We start from the raw sequence: 13200 nt of genomic DNA, 5'->3' as shown, positions 1-13200 counted from the left end.
TAAAGAGTGCTATGCAACTTACACATGAATACACCTACGATGTTGAAAATCGCTACAAGTTTCCGGTGATAGCGATTGTTGTTTTTTTTCTTATTGTGATTGCACGTTTGTACGCTTTGCAGGTCTCGAAGGGTGATCTCTACCGCCACTTTTCGCTTGAAAACAGTATCAAAGAAATAAAACAACCGGCGCCTCGAGGAATGTTTTTCGATCGCAATGGAGAAATTTTAGTTGATAACCAAGTTGTTTTTGATTTGGTGATTGTTCCTCAATATGTGGTTGATCCTCCAGTACTTTTGAAACACACAAGCGAACTTTTTTCGCTTCCGCTCCCCGACGTAGAAAAAATATGGGAAAAAAGAAAACACCAAGCAAGATATCAACCCTTGTTGGTAAAGGCGGATATCAGTCTTTCAGATGTTTCCAAATTGCAAGCGAGACATCACGCGTGGCCACAGGCACACGATGTCTACGACCTGCGCGGCCTTGAAATAAAACAACACTATCGTCGCGTCTATCCTCATGGAACTCTTGTGAGTCACCTGATGGGATACGTACGAGAAATTAATGCCGATCGCCTGAAACGGTTTAAAGATGCGCATCCCGGCCGATATAGTTTGGGTGATTACGTTGGAGTGCAAGGCCTAGAAGAGCGATGGGATCTGCAGTTGCGGGGCATTGATGGCTACGAGCAAAAGCTAGTGAGTGCCGTTGGAAAAGAAGTTGACTACGAAGGGATTGCTGAAGACCTGCGCACGGTTCCGCCTGTTCCAGGTGAAAATCTTTACCTCACCATAGATGATACTCTGCAGAGAAAAGCCACTGAACTTCTTGATGGCCGAAAAGGTGCTGTCGTTTTGATCGATGTAAAAACAGGTGCGCTCAGAACATTCTTGAGCACGCCATCGTATGATCTCAACAAACTTGAAAGTGAAGAGGGCGACAAATATTGGCGCCAACTTTTGCTCGACGAATCCAAGCCACTTTTAAATCGAACCATTCAAGCCACCTATCCACCAGCATCTACCTATAAAATGGTACCCGCATTGGCGTTGCTCTCCGAGAAAACGGTAAAGCCAAATGATCAGGTATTTTGTGCAGGTGCAAAACGTTTTGGAAACCGAGTGTTTCACTGTTGGAATCGTAATGGCCATGGTGCCGTCGATCTTCATCGCTCGCTTACGGGTTCGTGTGATATCTACTATTATGTGAATGGCCAAAGGCTTGGAGTAGATATGATTGCTCACTATGCCAAAAAGCTTGGCTTTGGCGCTCCTACTGGCATTGGACTTGATGGAGAAAAATCTGGTTTGATTCCTACTTCCGAATGGAAGTTGAAACGTTTTGGCTCAAAATGGCAAGAAGGTGAAACGCTCTCTATTGCCATTGGCCAAGGGTACGATCTTGTTACTCCGCTTCAAAATGCTGTTGCGCTTGCTCACATTGTAAATGGTGGGCACAAACTTACTCCCTACTTGGTGGAGAATGCTGTTGATATTGAAGGTAAGCAGACTTATCAGCATGAACACCATGAAGGCGACTCGCTCAATTTAGATCCCGAAGCATTAGAGCGAGTAAAAGCAGCATTGGTGGGAGTGGTGAATGATGGCGATGGCACCGCAAGAGGTGTGCAGCGCTTTGGAGTTCCTGTTGGCGGAAAGACAGGTACAGCACAGGTTGTAAGCCTGGCAGGAAAATGCACGAGCGAAAAATGTAAAGATCATGCGTGGTTTGTTGGATTTACTCCAACTGAAAAACCTGAATTAGCGGCGGCTGTTATTGTGGAACATGGTGGAGGTGGTTCACGTACGGCGGCACCAATTGTGGGAGAACTTTTTGCGTTGTACCATAAGCTGAAAGAAGGAAAACTGCCAGCAACTGAAGATCAGTAAAGAAATTCGTCGCGTCCACCGCGGCTTTCTTCACGAAAATATCGTGTGTCGTTATTGGTCTCATCTTCATTTCTAAAGCTTGGCTCTTCTGATATTTCTTCACGAATTTCTGGTGCAGGTGATTTTTTTATGACTGGAGTTGGTTCGCTGGCTTTTACATAAAAGTAGCGAAACTCACGAACCTCTTTTTCAGCATGCTTATCTCGAAGTGTAATGACAATGTTGTATCTTCCCGAAGTACTGTTTTCAGGTAACGTAAGGCTATTGGTAAAGGTGATGGGCATGTTCTCATTTGCATAGTCGTGGTACTCGATAGCCTTTTCAAGGGAAAGTCCCAAAGAGTTGTCGGGGTATTGAACTTGCAAATCATCGGTGAGCCAAGCTTTCCCGCCTTTAAGTTCAAACCCAGTAATCACAAAACTCATATAAACCGTTTCTCCAGGTACAAAAAGAGGAACGGTTCTTACTTCGAGGTCTGGTCCTTCTGAAAAAGAAAGCTCACTCAAGACAAGGTTGCCAAATAATTTTTTTTCGTCCACAGCAACAGATGATGAAGAAAAACGAGGAAGAAAATTGAGATAAAAGTTTTCAGTGAGAATGTTGTCACGCACTTCCAACTGACTCGCAAGAAGTCCGCCAGAAAGAATGAGGCCAAGAGCGAAAGCAATGGCTCCTCTGATGCTGCGTTTCCATTTCACCACAATTGTGCCAGCAGCAAGATCGCCAAGACGTTGGTGTTTTTCGGAAAGAATAACGGGGAGGAGTGAGCTTGGGAGCAAATCAAAAATATACAAAAAAGTTCTGACAACGGCAGATGAAAAAAGAAGAGGACTTCTTCTTTCTTGGATAATTTCATATGCAAAGAAAAATTTTCCGGGGCTGGTTTTTAAAATCTGCTGAAAGAAAATCAAATAAGAAAAGGCAAGTAAGGGAAGAAGCAAAAGAAGCAGCAAACTTCCTTGAGGGTGATTTGGACTGAAGCTGAAGAGAAGTCCAAAGAGAAAAGCTGCAAAGAAAATGAAGTCGATCAATCCAGCGCACAATCTTCCCGAGCCTGAGGCAAGTTCGGCTTTGTGTAGTTGAGGTGGAAATGGAGTTTTCTTTTTTATCTGAATCACAAATGTTTTGGCCAGCAGATCACCTATGCGCTGACGGTATCTTGTTTGATCGAGCACAATCAGATTTACAAGCGTAAAACACAAAAGCAGATCAAGTGGTTTGAGAAGATTTCGAAGCAAAGCGGAAACAAAGGAAAGATTTTCACCATTTGTTTTTGCAATTTTTAGACTGCACAACAGTTTTCCTGGGCTTGCCTGTAAAACGGTTTCGAAAAAACTAAAGAAAAGAAGGGTGAGAAGAAAAAAAAGGACATGCAAGAAAACACCATGAAAACCAAACAAGGGAATGGCACCAAAAAGTGTTCCTTTTGCAATGAATAAATACAGATAAGCAAAAAACCAGTAGAAAAGATAAATAAAAGCTATGTCCAGCAAAAGCGCAGCAAATCTATCTTTGTAGGGAGATGCTGTTGGTGCTGATAAAGAAGATCTTCTTTTGTTGGAAGGAGGAAAGTCTTCGAGATCTTCTTGAAGGGTTGCTTCATCACTGTCAGAAAAATCATCGGGAAGATCGGGCAGGTCAAGCTCATCAAATTCTTCAAAGGCGTTTGCCATGATCTTGTTTTCTCCCAACTCAATGAGATTTTAGAAATTCGCGAGAGAGCGAAATGCTGTCGGTCATAATGCCATCAATGTGCATGGCTTTGCATTTTTTAATATCTGCTTCTGTATTGATCGTCCAGGAGTAAATGAAAATCCCCTTCATTTTTGCAAAACGAACAAGTCTTCGTGAAAGCGCCGAGAAAGGAGGATGCAAGCTAAAAGGCTTGATAATACGGCATCGGAGCTTGGCACGAAAGGTAGAGAACGGCCCAGATCTGAAAAGCACAGCTCTTTTAATGTGTGGAATTCTTTTTTTCACATACATCATAATGCGCAGCGAAAACGAAGAAATGATGACATTTTTTTCTTCACCAAAATGGGTGATGATATCAAAAATGGCATCCAGATGTTTTTTGCTGATATTGGCTTCTCTTTTTATTTCGATGTTGATCAACAGATTTTTTCCCGAAAAGAGATGTAACACTTGGACTAAAGTGGGAAGCCGCTCACCTTTATAGTGGGCGGAAAAGTGGCTTCCGGCATCAAGATGTTCAATTTCCTTATAGCTACTTGAATGAACGCAGCATCTTCCGTTTGTCAGTTCACTTAAGTTGTTGTTGTGGCTTACAACGGGTACGCCGTCTTTCGTCACCAGCACATCAAACTCAACTCCATCAGCTTGAAGCTGAATGGCTTTGCGAAAGGCAGAAAGCGTATTTTCAGGAGCGACATCTTTTGCGCCACGATGTGCAAAAAGCAGAAAGTGTTCTGTCATGTGAGGCTCATATTTCCTGTGTGAAATTGGACTAAAGTTAAGGCTGCAAGGCTTGCTGTTTCAACACGCAAAATTTGATGACCAAGGCTTAGCGAAACTGCCCCAGCTTTTTTTGCAAGGTTCACTTCGTGTTCTGCAAAACCACCTTCGGGTCCAATGATAAGGGTTGAACTTTTATCTTGTTGGTAACTTGGGCTTGAAAAATAGGATTTGAGATCGCGCTGTTTTTCACCTTCCCACAAAAGCAGTTTGTTGTCAGTGTTGGGAAGAGCTTCAAAGAGCTCTGAAAAGCTCGCAATAGAATGCACGGTTGGCTTAAAGGGAAAACCCGATTGCTTTGCAGCCGCAAGCGCAATTTCGTTCCAGCGTTTATTTTTTTTCTCATCTACCGATTGCGCAAACTTGGGAATAGTTCGCTCGGAAGTGAAAGGGAAAATATGCAAGGTTCCAAGTTCAACCGCTTTTTGAATAATCCATTCGATGCGGTCGTGTTTAACCACAGCTTGAGCAAGGCTTGGCAGATGCTTTAAAGGCGAAGCTGGTCGTTCATCTTCAATGAAGGCCACAACTTGCTTTTTATCTACAGTGGTAAGCAACGCTGCGTATGTTTTACCATCGCCAGAGCTTAATGCTATTGCATCTCCGCGTTTAAGCCTGAGTACAAGTGCTATGTGTTTTGCATCTTGCTCTTCAAGCGCATATTCTTTTCCCGTTTCAAGTTTTTTATTCACAAAAAAATGCGGCATTTAGTTTTCCTTTTTCATGTGTAAGCATGCCCATTCATTACCGATGTCGAGGTGAATTTTTTTGAAGTGAAGCGCCTCAAATCGTTTTCTGATCTGGCTTTCCTGTTCGGGTAAAATTCCAGATAAAATTAAGATTCCGTTACGAGCGACGCGTTGATCAATTTTTTCTGCCAGAAAATTCAGGGTGTTCAGCAAGATATTTGCAACCACAACATCGAACTCTTGCGAGACTTCGTCGAGAGAAGAATACAAGAGAGGAGCTTCCATTTTATTCTCTTCAGCATTTTCTTCTGTTACTCGCAATGCTTCTGGATCGATATCAACGCCAACAACAGGAGTGTATCCCAGCTTTTGTGCCACAAAAGACAAAATGCCACTGCCACAACCAAGGTCTAACACACTTTTTGGCATGTTTTCGTGTGCATAGCGATGAAGGGCTTCGGCGCAAAAGCGCGTGGTATCGTGCAATCCCGTTCCAAACGCTGTTCCAGGATTGAGAAAGAGGATTTGCTCGTTTTCTTTTGCCTGATATTTTTCCCAAGTGGGAGCAATGACAAGGCCAGGAATAAGCAAGAAGGGATTGAAGTGTTGGCGCCAAGATTGGTCATTTAAGTTGAAGCTGAAGGCTTCCAAAGATTCAAGCTCGAAAGAAACAGAATAAGCATTGAGGCTTTCTTCAAGTTGAGTTTGCAGGCTTTCTTTTTTTTGTGTTCCTTCAAAATAAGATTTGATGCTCACGAGTTCATCGGAAATATTTTTTTCTTCACAGCCAAGCGAACCTAATTCGTGGAAAGCAAGGAGGGCGGTATCTACATCACAAGTTTTTACGTTTAATGTAGCAAGATACCAAGAGGGTGACGGTTTCATATTTTCCTCATCTTATTCCAGCATTTGAAATGAGCTTATTTGAAGTTCTTGCAAAATGGCTTTGCCTTCTTCGTCTTTATTCATCTGAATCAGCGCCTTCATAAGTTTTTGTTCTGCAGGAAACTGCTGAGAAAAACTCACCACGCGCGCAGTTGGAATGGGTTTGGAAAGAGCCAGTTCTTTGAGTTGCTTTGTCCAAGCTGCTTTTAACATTGAAAAGGTTGCCGATTCGATTGATGTCAGCACAACAATGCCTTCCTTTTCTTTATTCGCGATGGCTTTGAGGGTTTGAAAAATTTGCGGAGTTTCTTTTAGAGTGTAATCCGATTTTAAATCAAAAAGATGCTGAGCAAAAAAATCTTTCGAGAGAGGCTCGGAGCTATAAATGAGTGTTTTAGCAGGAATGCTAGAAGTAGTTCCAAGAAGTTGATACACATCTTTGTTTTTTCCATGCGGCAAAGGTGCCAACTCTAGCCACGGTCTTGCTGCTGCAATTTTTCGATTAAACTGTACCCAAGTGGAATAGCTGATGATGGCAAGCGTTGGCGCTTCTCGCTTAATGTAGGTGACGCCATCTTGAGTGGTGTTGATGTATTCTCCTGAAATTTTTTGTGGAGCAATATGCTTGTTGAGATAATCAAAAAACAATTCAAGAGTGGGTCTCGCTTGCGCTGTTGATCCTGCGCCACCGGGATACCAAAAAAGCATCTTCAATTCTGCAGCGTGAGAAGCCTGCGCCGAGAGAAGGAAAAAAAGAAGCAAAAGACTTGAGAAGATTTTTTTCATTTAGATCTCCTTTTTTCGTCGATAAAAATGAGCACCATTTAATTCTGTTTCAAACCTATATTTCTCTTCCAGATACTGAACAAGTTGCGGATACTTCTGAATGGGAAATTTTCCATAATCATGATAATTTCCTGGCGCTGTATCTATAAAATAAACAGGCTTAAACTGTTCAAGGTCTTCAAAAAGGTAGCCCCAACTTTTTTCTGCCAATAAGCTTGTTTCTTCAAAGTGTTTATCACCTTGGTGAGGATTTCCAGAAATTCGGCCTGTCATCCAATCGCACCATAAAAAACGTGAAGCCGCTTCCCGGTTTGAATAAAAGTAAATGGGAGTAGCAAAACCCCACACAAAAATGGTGTCAGTTTTTGCGGTATGCTCATCAACATATTTTGCAAGTGGAATATAGAGATGAGGATGATCATCTTTTGCAAGCCTGTAAATATCATCTGCCACCAATCTCGCGCCAGATGCAAGAATTGGCGGAAGAAGAAGAGCACACAAAAAGAAAGAATAAGCGCGTTTTCGTTTTTGAACTGGCCATGTTTTTGCTTTCAACACATCGAAAAATTTTTCAGCTTCAAGCGAAGCCAAAATACAAAGCGCTGGAAGAACTTGAAGAAAATAGTGATCGTAAAACCTTCCGCCGGCAGAAACCGCAACAAGAGAAAAGAAAAACCAAACCAAAATAAGATACTCTGCGGATGAATGAGGTTCAGAGGAACTAAAGTTTCGAAGGGAAGCAAAAATTCTCTTCACGCCAAAATACCAAAGGAGAAACGTAGCCAGGATAAAAGATCCGCCGCGAATGAAAGCTTTTTTCAGAAAAGTGAAAAACTGTGAACCAGCGCTGATGTAAGCAGAATTTCCTTGGTAAGAATAAAAAAGAAAATCATCCCAAATGCCCAGAGATAAAAGGTGAGCCAAGAAAGCTAAACCCACAAGGCTTCCCCCAAAAAGAAAGGAAAAAAATCCCTTTTGCCGAAAAGGATTATATGAAGTCTTAAAAGAAAAGGGACGGATGATGAGAAAATAAACGGCCAACACAAACAGGTTGATTCCGGCTTGATATTTAAACAGACAGGCGAGGCCAAAAAGAATTCCAGAAAAAAAGAGGTGAACTTGCTTTTGTGAACGTTCTCCTTTTACGGCATACCACATGCTGGCAGTGAGTGGCAGCATCATGATAAGCACAATGGAAGTAGAAATAAATTTTGGAATGTAGCAAGTTGAAAAAACGATATAAAAAAGAGCAGCTAAAATTCCACTCGTTTCAGAAGAAAGAGATTTTGAAATCTTGAAAATATAATATGACGTGCCAAGAACACAAAGAATAGTTGCCACGTGGACTGCGATCATGTTGTTTTTTCCAAAGACAGCAAAAACAGCAGCGAAAAACCAGTAGATGCCCATTGGCTTGGTATCCACTGAGGCCACAAACGGAAGCCCACCCGAGAGCAACTTATTAGCGTACTCCGCAAACTGAGACTCATCAACGTTTATAAGCGGAGTCCATAAACTAAAGATGCGCAAAAGAAAGCAAAGGGCGATAAGCCCAAAGAAAACGAGGTATTTTTGTTTTGAATTCATAAGCCGTGCAAGATAGAGCAAAAGCCCAAAAAGTCAATCTCCTTGCAAGCGGCATTTTACCGAAAAATCAAGCAAGTTGACCTCTTTGTTAATCTATAAGATAAGCACTTTCCGCCGAGGAAAAGGAAAAAATCATGAGACAAATTGAAGATACCAGTAGCAGGCCGTACGATGTTTCTATCATCGTTCCGTTTCTAAATGAAGAAGGGAATCTTTCCCAAGTCTATGAAGAAGTGTGCGCAAGTTTAGATCCCAAAAAAATAAATTTTGAGCTTGTTTTTGTGGATGATGGTTCTACTGACGAAAGTGCAGATCTTGTGAGTGCACTTGCAGAAAAAGATAAACGCGTGAAGTTTGTAAAACTCACGCGCAACTTTGGCCAAACGGCTGCCATGGCGGCTGGTTTCGATCATGCCCAAGGGAAAATTTATGTCGCTATGGATGCCGACAATCAAAACGATCCAGCAGACATTCCACTTTTACTGCAAAAATTGGATGAAGGCTTCGATGTCATTTCAGGTTGGCGAAAAAAACGGAAAGATAAATTTCTCACTCGAAGATTGCCTTCTCAAATAGCAAACAAACTCATTTCAAAAATCACCGGCGTTGCATTGCACGATTACGGCTGCTCACTTAAAGCCTACAAGGCAGAGTTCATCGACTCCATACAACTGTATGGTGAGATGCATCGCTTCATTCCAGCTTATGTGAGCATGGTGGGTGCAAAAGTTTCTGAGGTGGCAGTGAATCATCGCGCCAGAACTCGCGGCGAATCAAAATATGGACTCATGCGCATCTTCAAGGTGATCATGGATTTAATGACCGTGAAATTTCTTTCCAGTTATGTCACCAAACCTTCATACTTATTTGGAGGAAGTGGTTTTATAATGTGTCTTCTTTCTTTTTGTGCGGGCGCTGAAGTGTTATTAGAAAAATTCTTTTTCGGAACCTATGCGCACAAAAATCCCTTTCTCTTGCTTGCAGTGTTTTTATGTATTCTTGGTGTTCAGTTTATTCTCATGGGTCTCATTGCAGAGCTTTTGATTAGAACCTATCACGAATCCCAAAACAAACCTATTTACCTCGTGAAAAAATGTGTGAACATCGAAAAGTAGTTTAGTTTTTTAACAGTTTTCTGAGTGAGGATATTACAATGTGTGGGATTGTTGGTGTTATCTTTACGGATAAACACAAAAAACTTGATGAACACGTGTTGCAAAAAATGAACCGCAGCATGATTCATCGCGGCCCAGATGATGAAGGTTATTTTTTTGAATCAGGCGCAGCCCTCGCCATGCGTAGGCTTTCCATTTTAGACCTCGAAGGCGGCAAACAGCCTCTTTACAATGAGCAGCGGAAGATTGTTTCCATTTGCAATGGCGAAATTTTCAACCACCTCACACTTCGAACTCAGCTTGAACAGCATGGACATCAGCTTCGCAGTCATTCCGATGCCGAAATTTTACCGCATCTTTATGAAGAAGAAGGGCGTCACTTTGTCAAAAAACTTCGCGGCATGTTTGGCCTTGCTGTGTGGGATAGCGAAAAACGAAAACTGCTCATCGCCAGAGATCGCATGGGGCAAAAGCCTTTGTACTGGGCCGAAGTGAATGGAGCTTTTCTCTTTGCTTCAGAACTTAAAGCGTTGCTGAATTATCCAGAACTTCATCCTCGCCTCGATATGTTGGCTGTGCAAAAGTATTTGGCGTTTGAATACGTGCCAGCTCAAGCTTCCATTTTCGAAGGTATTCACAAGCTCGAAGCTGGTCACATGTTGACGTGGCAAGAAGGAAAAATAAGCATCGAGCAATATTGGGACATTCCCTGTGAAGGAGAACTGACGCATATTTCCGAGGAGGATGCACTTTCAGAATTGCGACAGCGTTTTGAAGAGGCAGTAAACATTCGCTTGATGAGTGATGTTCCGCTGGGGCTCTTTCTCTCTGGCGGCATTGATTCGTCTGTTGTTTTAGCAGCCATGGCAAAAATGCTTCCGCCACAACAAATCAAAACCTTTTCTATGGCATTCAGCGAAAAAAGTTTTGACGAATCTAGCCATGCACGTCTTGTCGCAAATCATTTTGGAACTCAGCATCACGAAGAGCTGTGTACTCCAGAAACCTTGCTTGGTTTAATTCCAGAGATTGGCGCCTTTCTTGACGAACCACTAGGCGATGCTTCCATTGTTCCCACATATGCCCTTTCGAAATTCACAAAAAAGCATGTCACTGTTGCACTTGGTGGCGATGGTGGTGATGAACTTTTTGCAGGTTATCCCACCTTTAAAGCAGAAGAATATGCAAAAATATTTCAACGTCTTCCACACTTTGTGCGAGCAGCAGTAAAAAAAATAGTAAAACATCTTCCTGTTTCTGATGAAAACATCAGCTTCGATTTTAAAGCGAAACAATTTTTGCGAGGCGCAGATGTGTTAGATGCCTCCAAACATTTTTTGTGGATGGGTTCGTTCTCGTCTGAAGAACAAACAGCTCTTTTGCAAGCGCGCTCGTTTGGTTCGGATTTATTTTTGCATGATATCAATCGTCATCAGATGGTTGCAGCTTCCGCAAGTGTTGGGAATGGACTTCTCTACCTCTACAAAAAACTCTACTTGCAAGACGATATCCTTACAAAGGTAGACAGGGCTTCAATGGCGGCTTCGCTTGAGTGCAGATCACCGTTCCTAGATCATCACTTCGTAGAATTCGTGGCAAAGCTGCCGTATCACTTCAAATACCGTCATGGAAACCTAAAGTATCTCTTGAAGAAAGCGTACGAAAATGAACTGCCCGCATCAATTGTGAATCGCCCCAAAAAGGGTTTTGGTATTCCCGTAGCCAAGTGGATAAATGGGCCCTTGCGCGAGATGACCTGCGATTTGCTTTCCCCAGCACGTTTAGCGAAGCAAGGTATTTTTAATCCCAAGACAGTTCAAGGTTTACTTGAGAGACACTTTGCGCAAAAAGAAGACAACCGCAAACAACTGTGGACCTTGTTGGCCTTTCAACAATGGCATGACCACTATATGAAATAAGAGAATAATGCCAAAATTTACCGTTCAACAGTTTGAAGATGCCTTAAAGCAGGAAAAATTTTTTCCGGCCTATCTTTTTTTTGGCGCAGAACTTCACATCGCAAGACATGGCCTACATGTGATGAAAGAAAAGCTTGGCATTTCCAACATGCACGATGACCTTTCGTATTCAGCGTATAGCGGTGTCGAAGCCAGTGTAGAAAAAGTGATGGGCGCCCTAAAAACATTTCCCTTTTTGGGCGGAAAAAATCTGATTGTCATTCGCGATGCCCATAAGCTTTCGAAAGAAATGCAGGCTCATCTTGTAGATTATCTGCAAAAACCATTCGAACATTCTTTGCTCGTCCTCATTGCAGAAAAATTGGATGGCCGGTCAAAATTATTTGCAGCATTGCAAAAACAATCTGCTGTGATTGAGTGCAAGGCATTGTACGCCAATCAAGTTCCATCTTGGATTGCAAGCCAAGTGCGTCAGCAAAAGCGACAAATTTCCCACGAAGCAGCGCGCTATTTGGCCGATTTAGTGGGCACCGATTTAAGCCAGATCGATCAAGCCTTGGAGCGCTTGTTTCTTTTTGTTGGCAAGCGGCCATTGATTGAACTTTCCGATGTGGAAATGGCCATTGCAGAAACCAGCCAACGCAGCGTGTTTGAGCTTACCAACAATATTGGTGAAAAAAAACTTTCGAAGTCTTTGTCTGTGCTCACGACGTTGCTGCATCAAGGTGAAGCGCCGGTAATGATTTTGGGTATGGTAGCACGTCACTTTCGACTGCTCACCAAGGCAAAGGAAGTGGAAGGGCGGATGCGTCAATCTGCAGATTTGGCGCGGTATTTAGGCGTGCATCCTTTTTTTGCCAAAGATTATCTCGCACAAGCGCAGCACTATTCGCTTGAAGAACTGAAGCAAGCCTTTCACGCTTTTGCTTGGTGCGACCGCGAGCTCAAAACCACACGACTCACAAAAGACAAACCCCTTGAAAAATTGATTATTTCTCTTTGCCACAAAAGGCCTTCCGTGAATTGATTTTGAATTGGATGATGGTGTAAATAGGGCAATGGTTCAATAGTGCCATTAGAGCAACGCCGTCATCCTGAGTGTAACGAAGGATCTCATCGGTCAATTCTGATTTTGTCAATTGTAGAGACGCATTGCAATGCGTCTCTGCGAATACTTCATCCGCAAGGACAGCAAATTGCCTAAATTGCTGGATCCCCTGCCCGCCGGCAGGCAGGCCTGGTCAAGCCAGAGGATGACAAAAAGAATTGAAAATCAATACAACTTCATGAAACAAAAAAAACCGCATCTTTGGAGATGCGGTTTTTGGAATTGTGATGGGAGTAAATCTTAAGCAGCGGCTTTATTCACAGCTTTTTGCAAGCGAGACTTGAGGCGTGCAGCTCTTTTCTTTGGGATAAGGCCTTTGCCTGCAGCTTTATCAAGACTTGCAAGTGCTGGCTTTAAAGTTTCGCCTTGAAGCAATTGACGCGCTTTTTTCAATACAGTGCGAAGAGCAGAACGAGCTGATTTGTTGCGCTCATTACGTTTTTCGTTCTGACGGTTTCTCTTAAGAGCAGAGTAGTGTCTGCCGGTTCCTAGTTTTTTCTTTTCAGCCATCTGTATAACTCCTTTAATGAAGGGCGCTTCCTAGCACTAAGCCCAAAGCGAAGTCAAGCACGCTTTTTGGCGTTGAAGCTGGATTCTAGAGCATTACCTTTATCGCCCAAAACTAACATTACTCATGAGTAATGTTACAAGGGGACGGTGCGAATTCAAGCGTCAAGTGCAAGAATCCATTTGGAGAGCTTCGTAAGGAGTCTTAAAATTCAAGCACTTACGAGGCCTGTGGTT

The 13200-nt window shown here is 42.6% G+C and carries 12 protein-coding genes; 5 read left to right on the top strand and 7 right to left on the bottom strand.

Going from position 1 to position 13200, the window contains the following annotated elements:
- Nucleotides 1-11 precede the first annotated feature (11 nt).
- Nucleotides 12-1892 (top strand): penicillin-binding protein 2, encoded by a 1881-nt coding sequence (gene mrdA, locus COV43_06825; protein PIR25115.1) that lies wholly within the window; start codon nt 12-14, stop codon nt 1890-1892.
- On the opposite strand, the gene COV43_06820 is transcribed toward mrdA, so the two are convergent.
- From COV43_06820 to COV43_06795, 6 genes are read right to left on the bottom strand one after another with little or no spacing between them, the layout of a single operon-like run.
- Complete coding sequence (locus tag COV43_06820; protein PIR25114.1) at nt 1886-3565, bottom strand: hypothetical protein; 1680 nt, start codon at nt 3563-3565, stop codon at nt 1886-1888. The two genes, mrdA and COV43_06820, sit on opposite strands and share 7 nt — an antisense overlap.
- A 19-nt stretch (nt 3566-3584) precedes the next feature.
- Complete coding sequence (locus tag COV43_06815; protein PIR25113.1) at nt 3585-4328, bottom strand: hypothetical protein; 744 nt, start codon at nt 4326-4328, stop codon at nt 3585-3587.
- A complete protein-coding gene (locus COV43_06810) occupies nt 4325-5074 on the bottom strand; it encodes a 16S rRNA (uracil(1498)-N(3))-methyltransferase (protein ID PIR25112.1) in 750 nt (249 codons plus the stop codon). The genes COV43_06815 and COV43_06810 overlap by 4 nt, the downstream gene beginning before the upstream one ends.
- On the bottom strand, nt 5075-5941 hold the full coding sequence (locus COV43_06805) for a 50S ribosomal protein L11 methyltransferase (GenBank protein PIR25111.1): 867 nt from the start codon (nt 5939-5941) through the stop codon (nt 5075-5077).
- Between the two features lie 12 nt (nt 5942-5953).
- The gene (locus tag COV43_06800) at nt 5954-6727 is read right to left on the bottom strand and encodes a hypothetical protein (protein ID PIR25110.1); all 774 of its coding nucleotides are present in this window, start codon (nt 6725-6727) and stop codon (nt 5954-5956) included.
- Nucleotides 6728-8335 carry a hypothetical protein gene (locus tag COV43_06795; protein ID PIR25109.1) on the bottom strand — a complete coding sequence of 536 codons (1608 nt, stop codon included), beginning with the start codon at nt 8333-8335 and terminating at the stop codon, nt 6728-6730.
- A gap of 113 nt (nt 8336-8448) precedes the next feature.
- Between COV43_06795 and COV43_06790 the strand changes: the two genes are divergently transcribed.
- The 4 genes from COV43_06790 to COV43_06775 all read left to right on the top strand — a co-directional run bounded on the left by COV43_06790 (nt 8449) and on the right by COV43_06775 (nt 12700).
- Nucleotides 8449-9429, top strand: a complete 981-nt coding sequence (locus COV43_06790) for a glycosyltransferase (GenBank protein ID PIR25108.1) — start codon at nt 8449-8451, stop codon at nt 9427-9429.
- Between the two features lie 38 nt (nt 9430-9467).
- Nucleotides 9468-11348 (top strand): asparagine synthase (glutamine-hydrolyzing), encoded by a 1881-nt coding sequence (gene asnB / locus COV43_06785; GenBank protein PIR25107.1) that lies wholly within the window; start codon nt 9468-9470, stop codon nt 11346-11348.
- A 7-nt stretch (nt 11349-11355) separates the two neighbouring features.
- On the top strand, nt 11356-12375 hold the full coding sequence (locus tag COV43_06780; GenBank protein PIR25106.1) for a DNA polymerase III subunit delta: 1020 nt from the start codon (nt 11356-11358) through the stop codon (nt 12373-12375).
- Nucleotides 12376-12505: 130 nt separating this feature from the next.
- Entirely contained in the window at nt 12506-12700 is a 195-nt protein-coding gene (locus tag COV43_06775; protein ID PIR25105.1) for a hypothetical protein, read from the top strand.
- On the opposite strand, the gene rpsT is transcribed toward COV43_06775, so the two are convergent.
- A complete protein-coding gene (rpsT, locus tag COV43_06770) occupies nt 12697-12966 on the bottom strand; it encodes a 30S ribosomal protein S20 (protein ID PIR25104.1) in 270 nt (89 codons plus the stop codon). The two genes, COV43_06775 and rpsT, sit on opposite strands and share 4 nt — an antisense overlap.
- Between the last annotated feature and the right edge of the window lie 234 nt (nt 12967-13200).

It is taken from the genome of Deltaproteobacteria bacterium CG11_big_fil_rev_8_21_14_0_20_42_23 (assembly GCA_002796345.1).
In the GTDB taxonomy this organism is placed as follows: Bacteria; UBA10199; UBA10199; order 2-02-FULL-44-16; family 2-02-FULL-44-16; genus 1-14-0-20-42-23.
This window is presented reverse-complemented; position numbering and strand designations above follow the sequence as displayed.

What these genes read in the sequence shown, in the direction of transcription:
- COV43_06805 (PIR25111.1), bottom strand. Translation starts at nt 5,941, where the DNA reads ATGAAACCGTCACCCTCTTGGTATCTTGCTACATTAAACGTAAAAACT.
- mrdA (PIR25115.1), top strand. Translation starts at nt 12, where the DNA reads ATGCAACTTACACATGAATACACCTACGATGTTGAAAATCGCTACAAG.
- rpsT (PIR25104.1), bottom strand. Translation starts at nt 12,966, where the DNA reads ATGGCTGAAAAGAAAAAACTAGGAACCGGCAGACACTACTCTGCTCTT.
- COV43_06815 (PIR25113.1), bottom strand. Translation starts at nt 4,328, where the DNA reads ATGACAGAACACTTTCTGCTTTTTGCACATCGTGGCGCAAAAGATGTC.
- COV43_06810 (PIR25112.1), bottom strand. Translation starts at nt 5,074, where the DNA reads ATGCCGCATTTTTTTGTGAATAAAAAACTTGAAACGGGAAAAGAATAT.
- COV43_06800 (PIR25110.1), bottom strand. Translation starts at nt 6,727, where the DNA reads ATGAAAAAAATCTTCTCAAGTCTTTTGCTTCTTTTTTTCCTTCTCTCG.
- COV43_06775 (PIR25105.1), top strand. Translation starts at nt 12,506, where the DNA reads ATGCGTCTCTGCGAATACTTCATCCGCAAGGACAGCAAATTGCCTAAA.
- COV43_06820 (PIR25114.1), bottom strand. Translation starts at nt 3,565, where the DNA reads ATGGCAAACGCCTTTGAAGAATTTGATGAGCTTGACCTGCCCGATCTT.
- COV43_06790 (PIR25108.1), top strand. Translation starts at nt 8,449, where the DNA reads ATGAGACAAATTGAAGATACCAGTAGCAGGCCGTACGATGTTTCTATC.
- COV43_06780 (PIR25106.1), top strand. Translation starts at nt 11,356, where the DNA reads ATGCCAAAATTTACCGTTCAACAGTTTGAAGATGCCTTAAAGCAGGAA.
- asnB (PIR25107.1), top strand. Translation starts at nt 9,468, where the DNA reads ATGTGTGGGATTGTTGGTGTTATCTTTACGGATAAACACAAAAAACTT.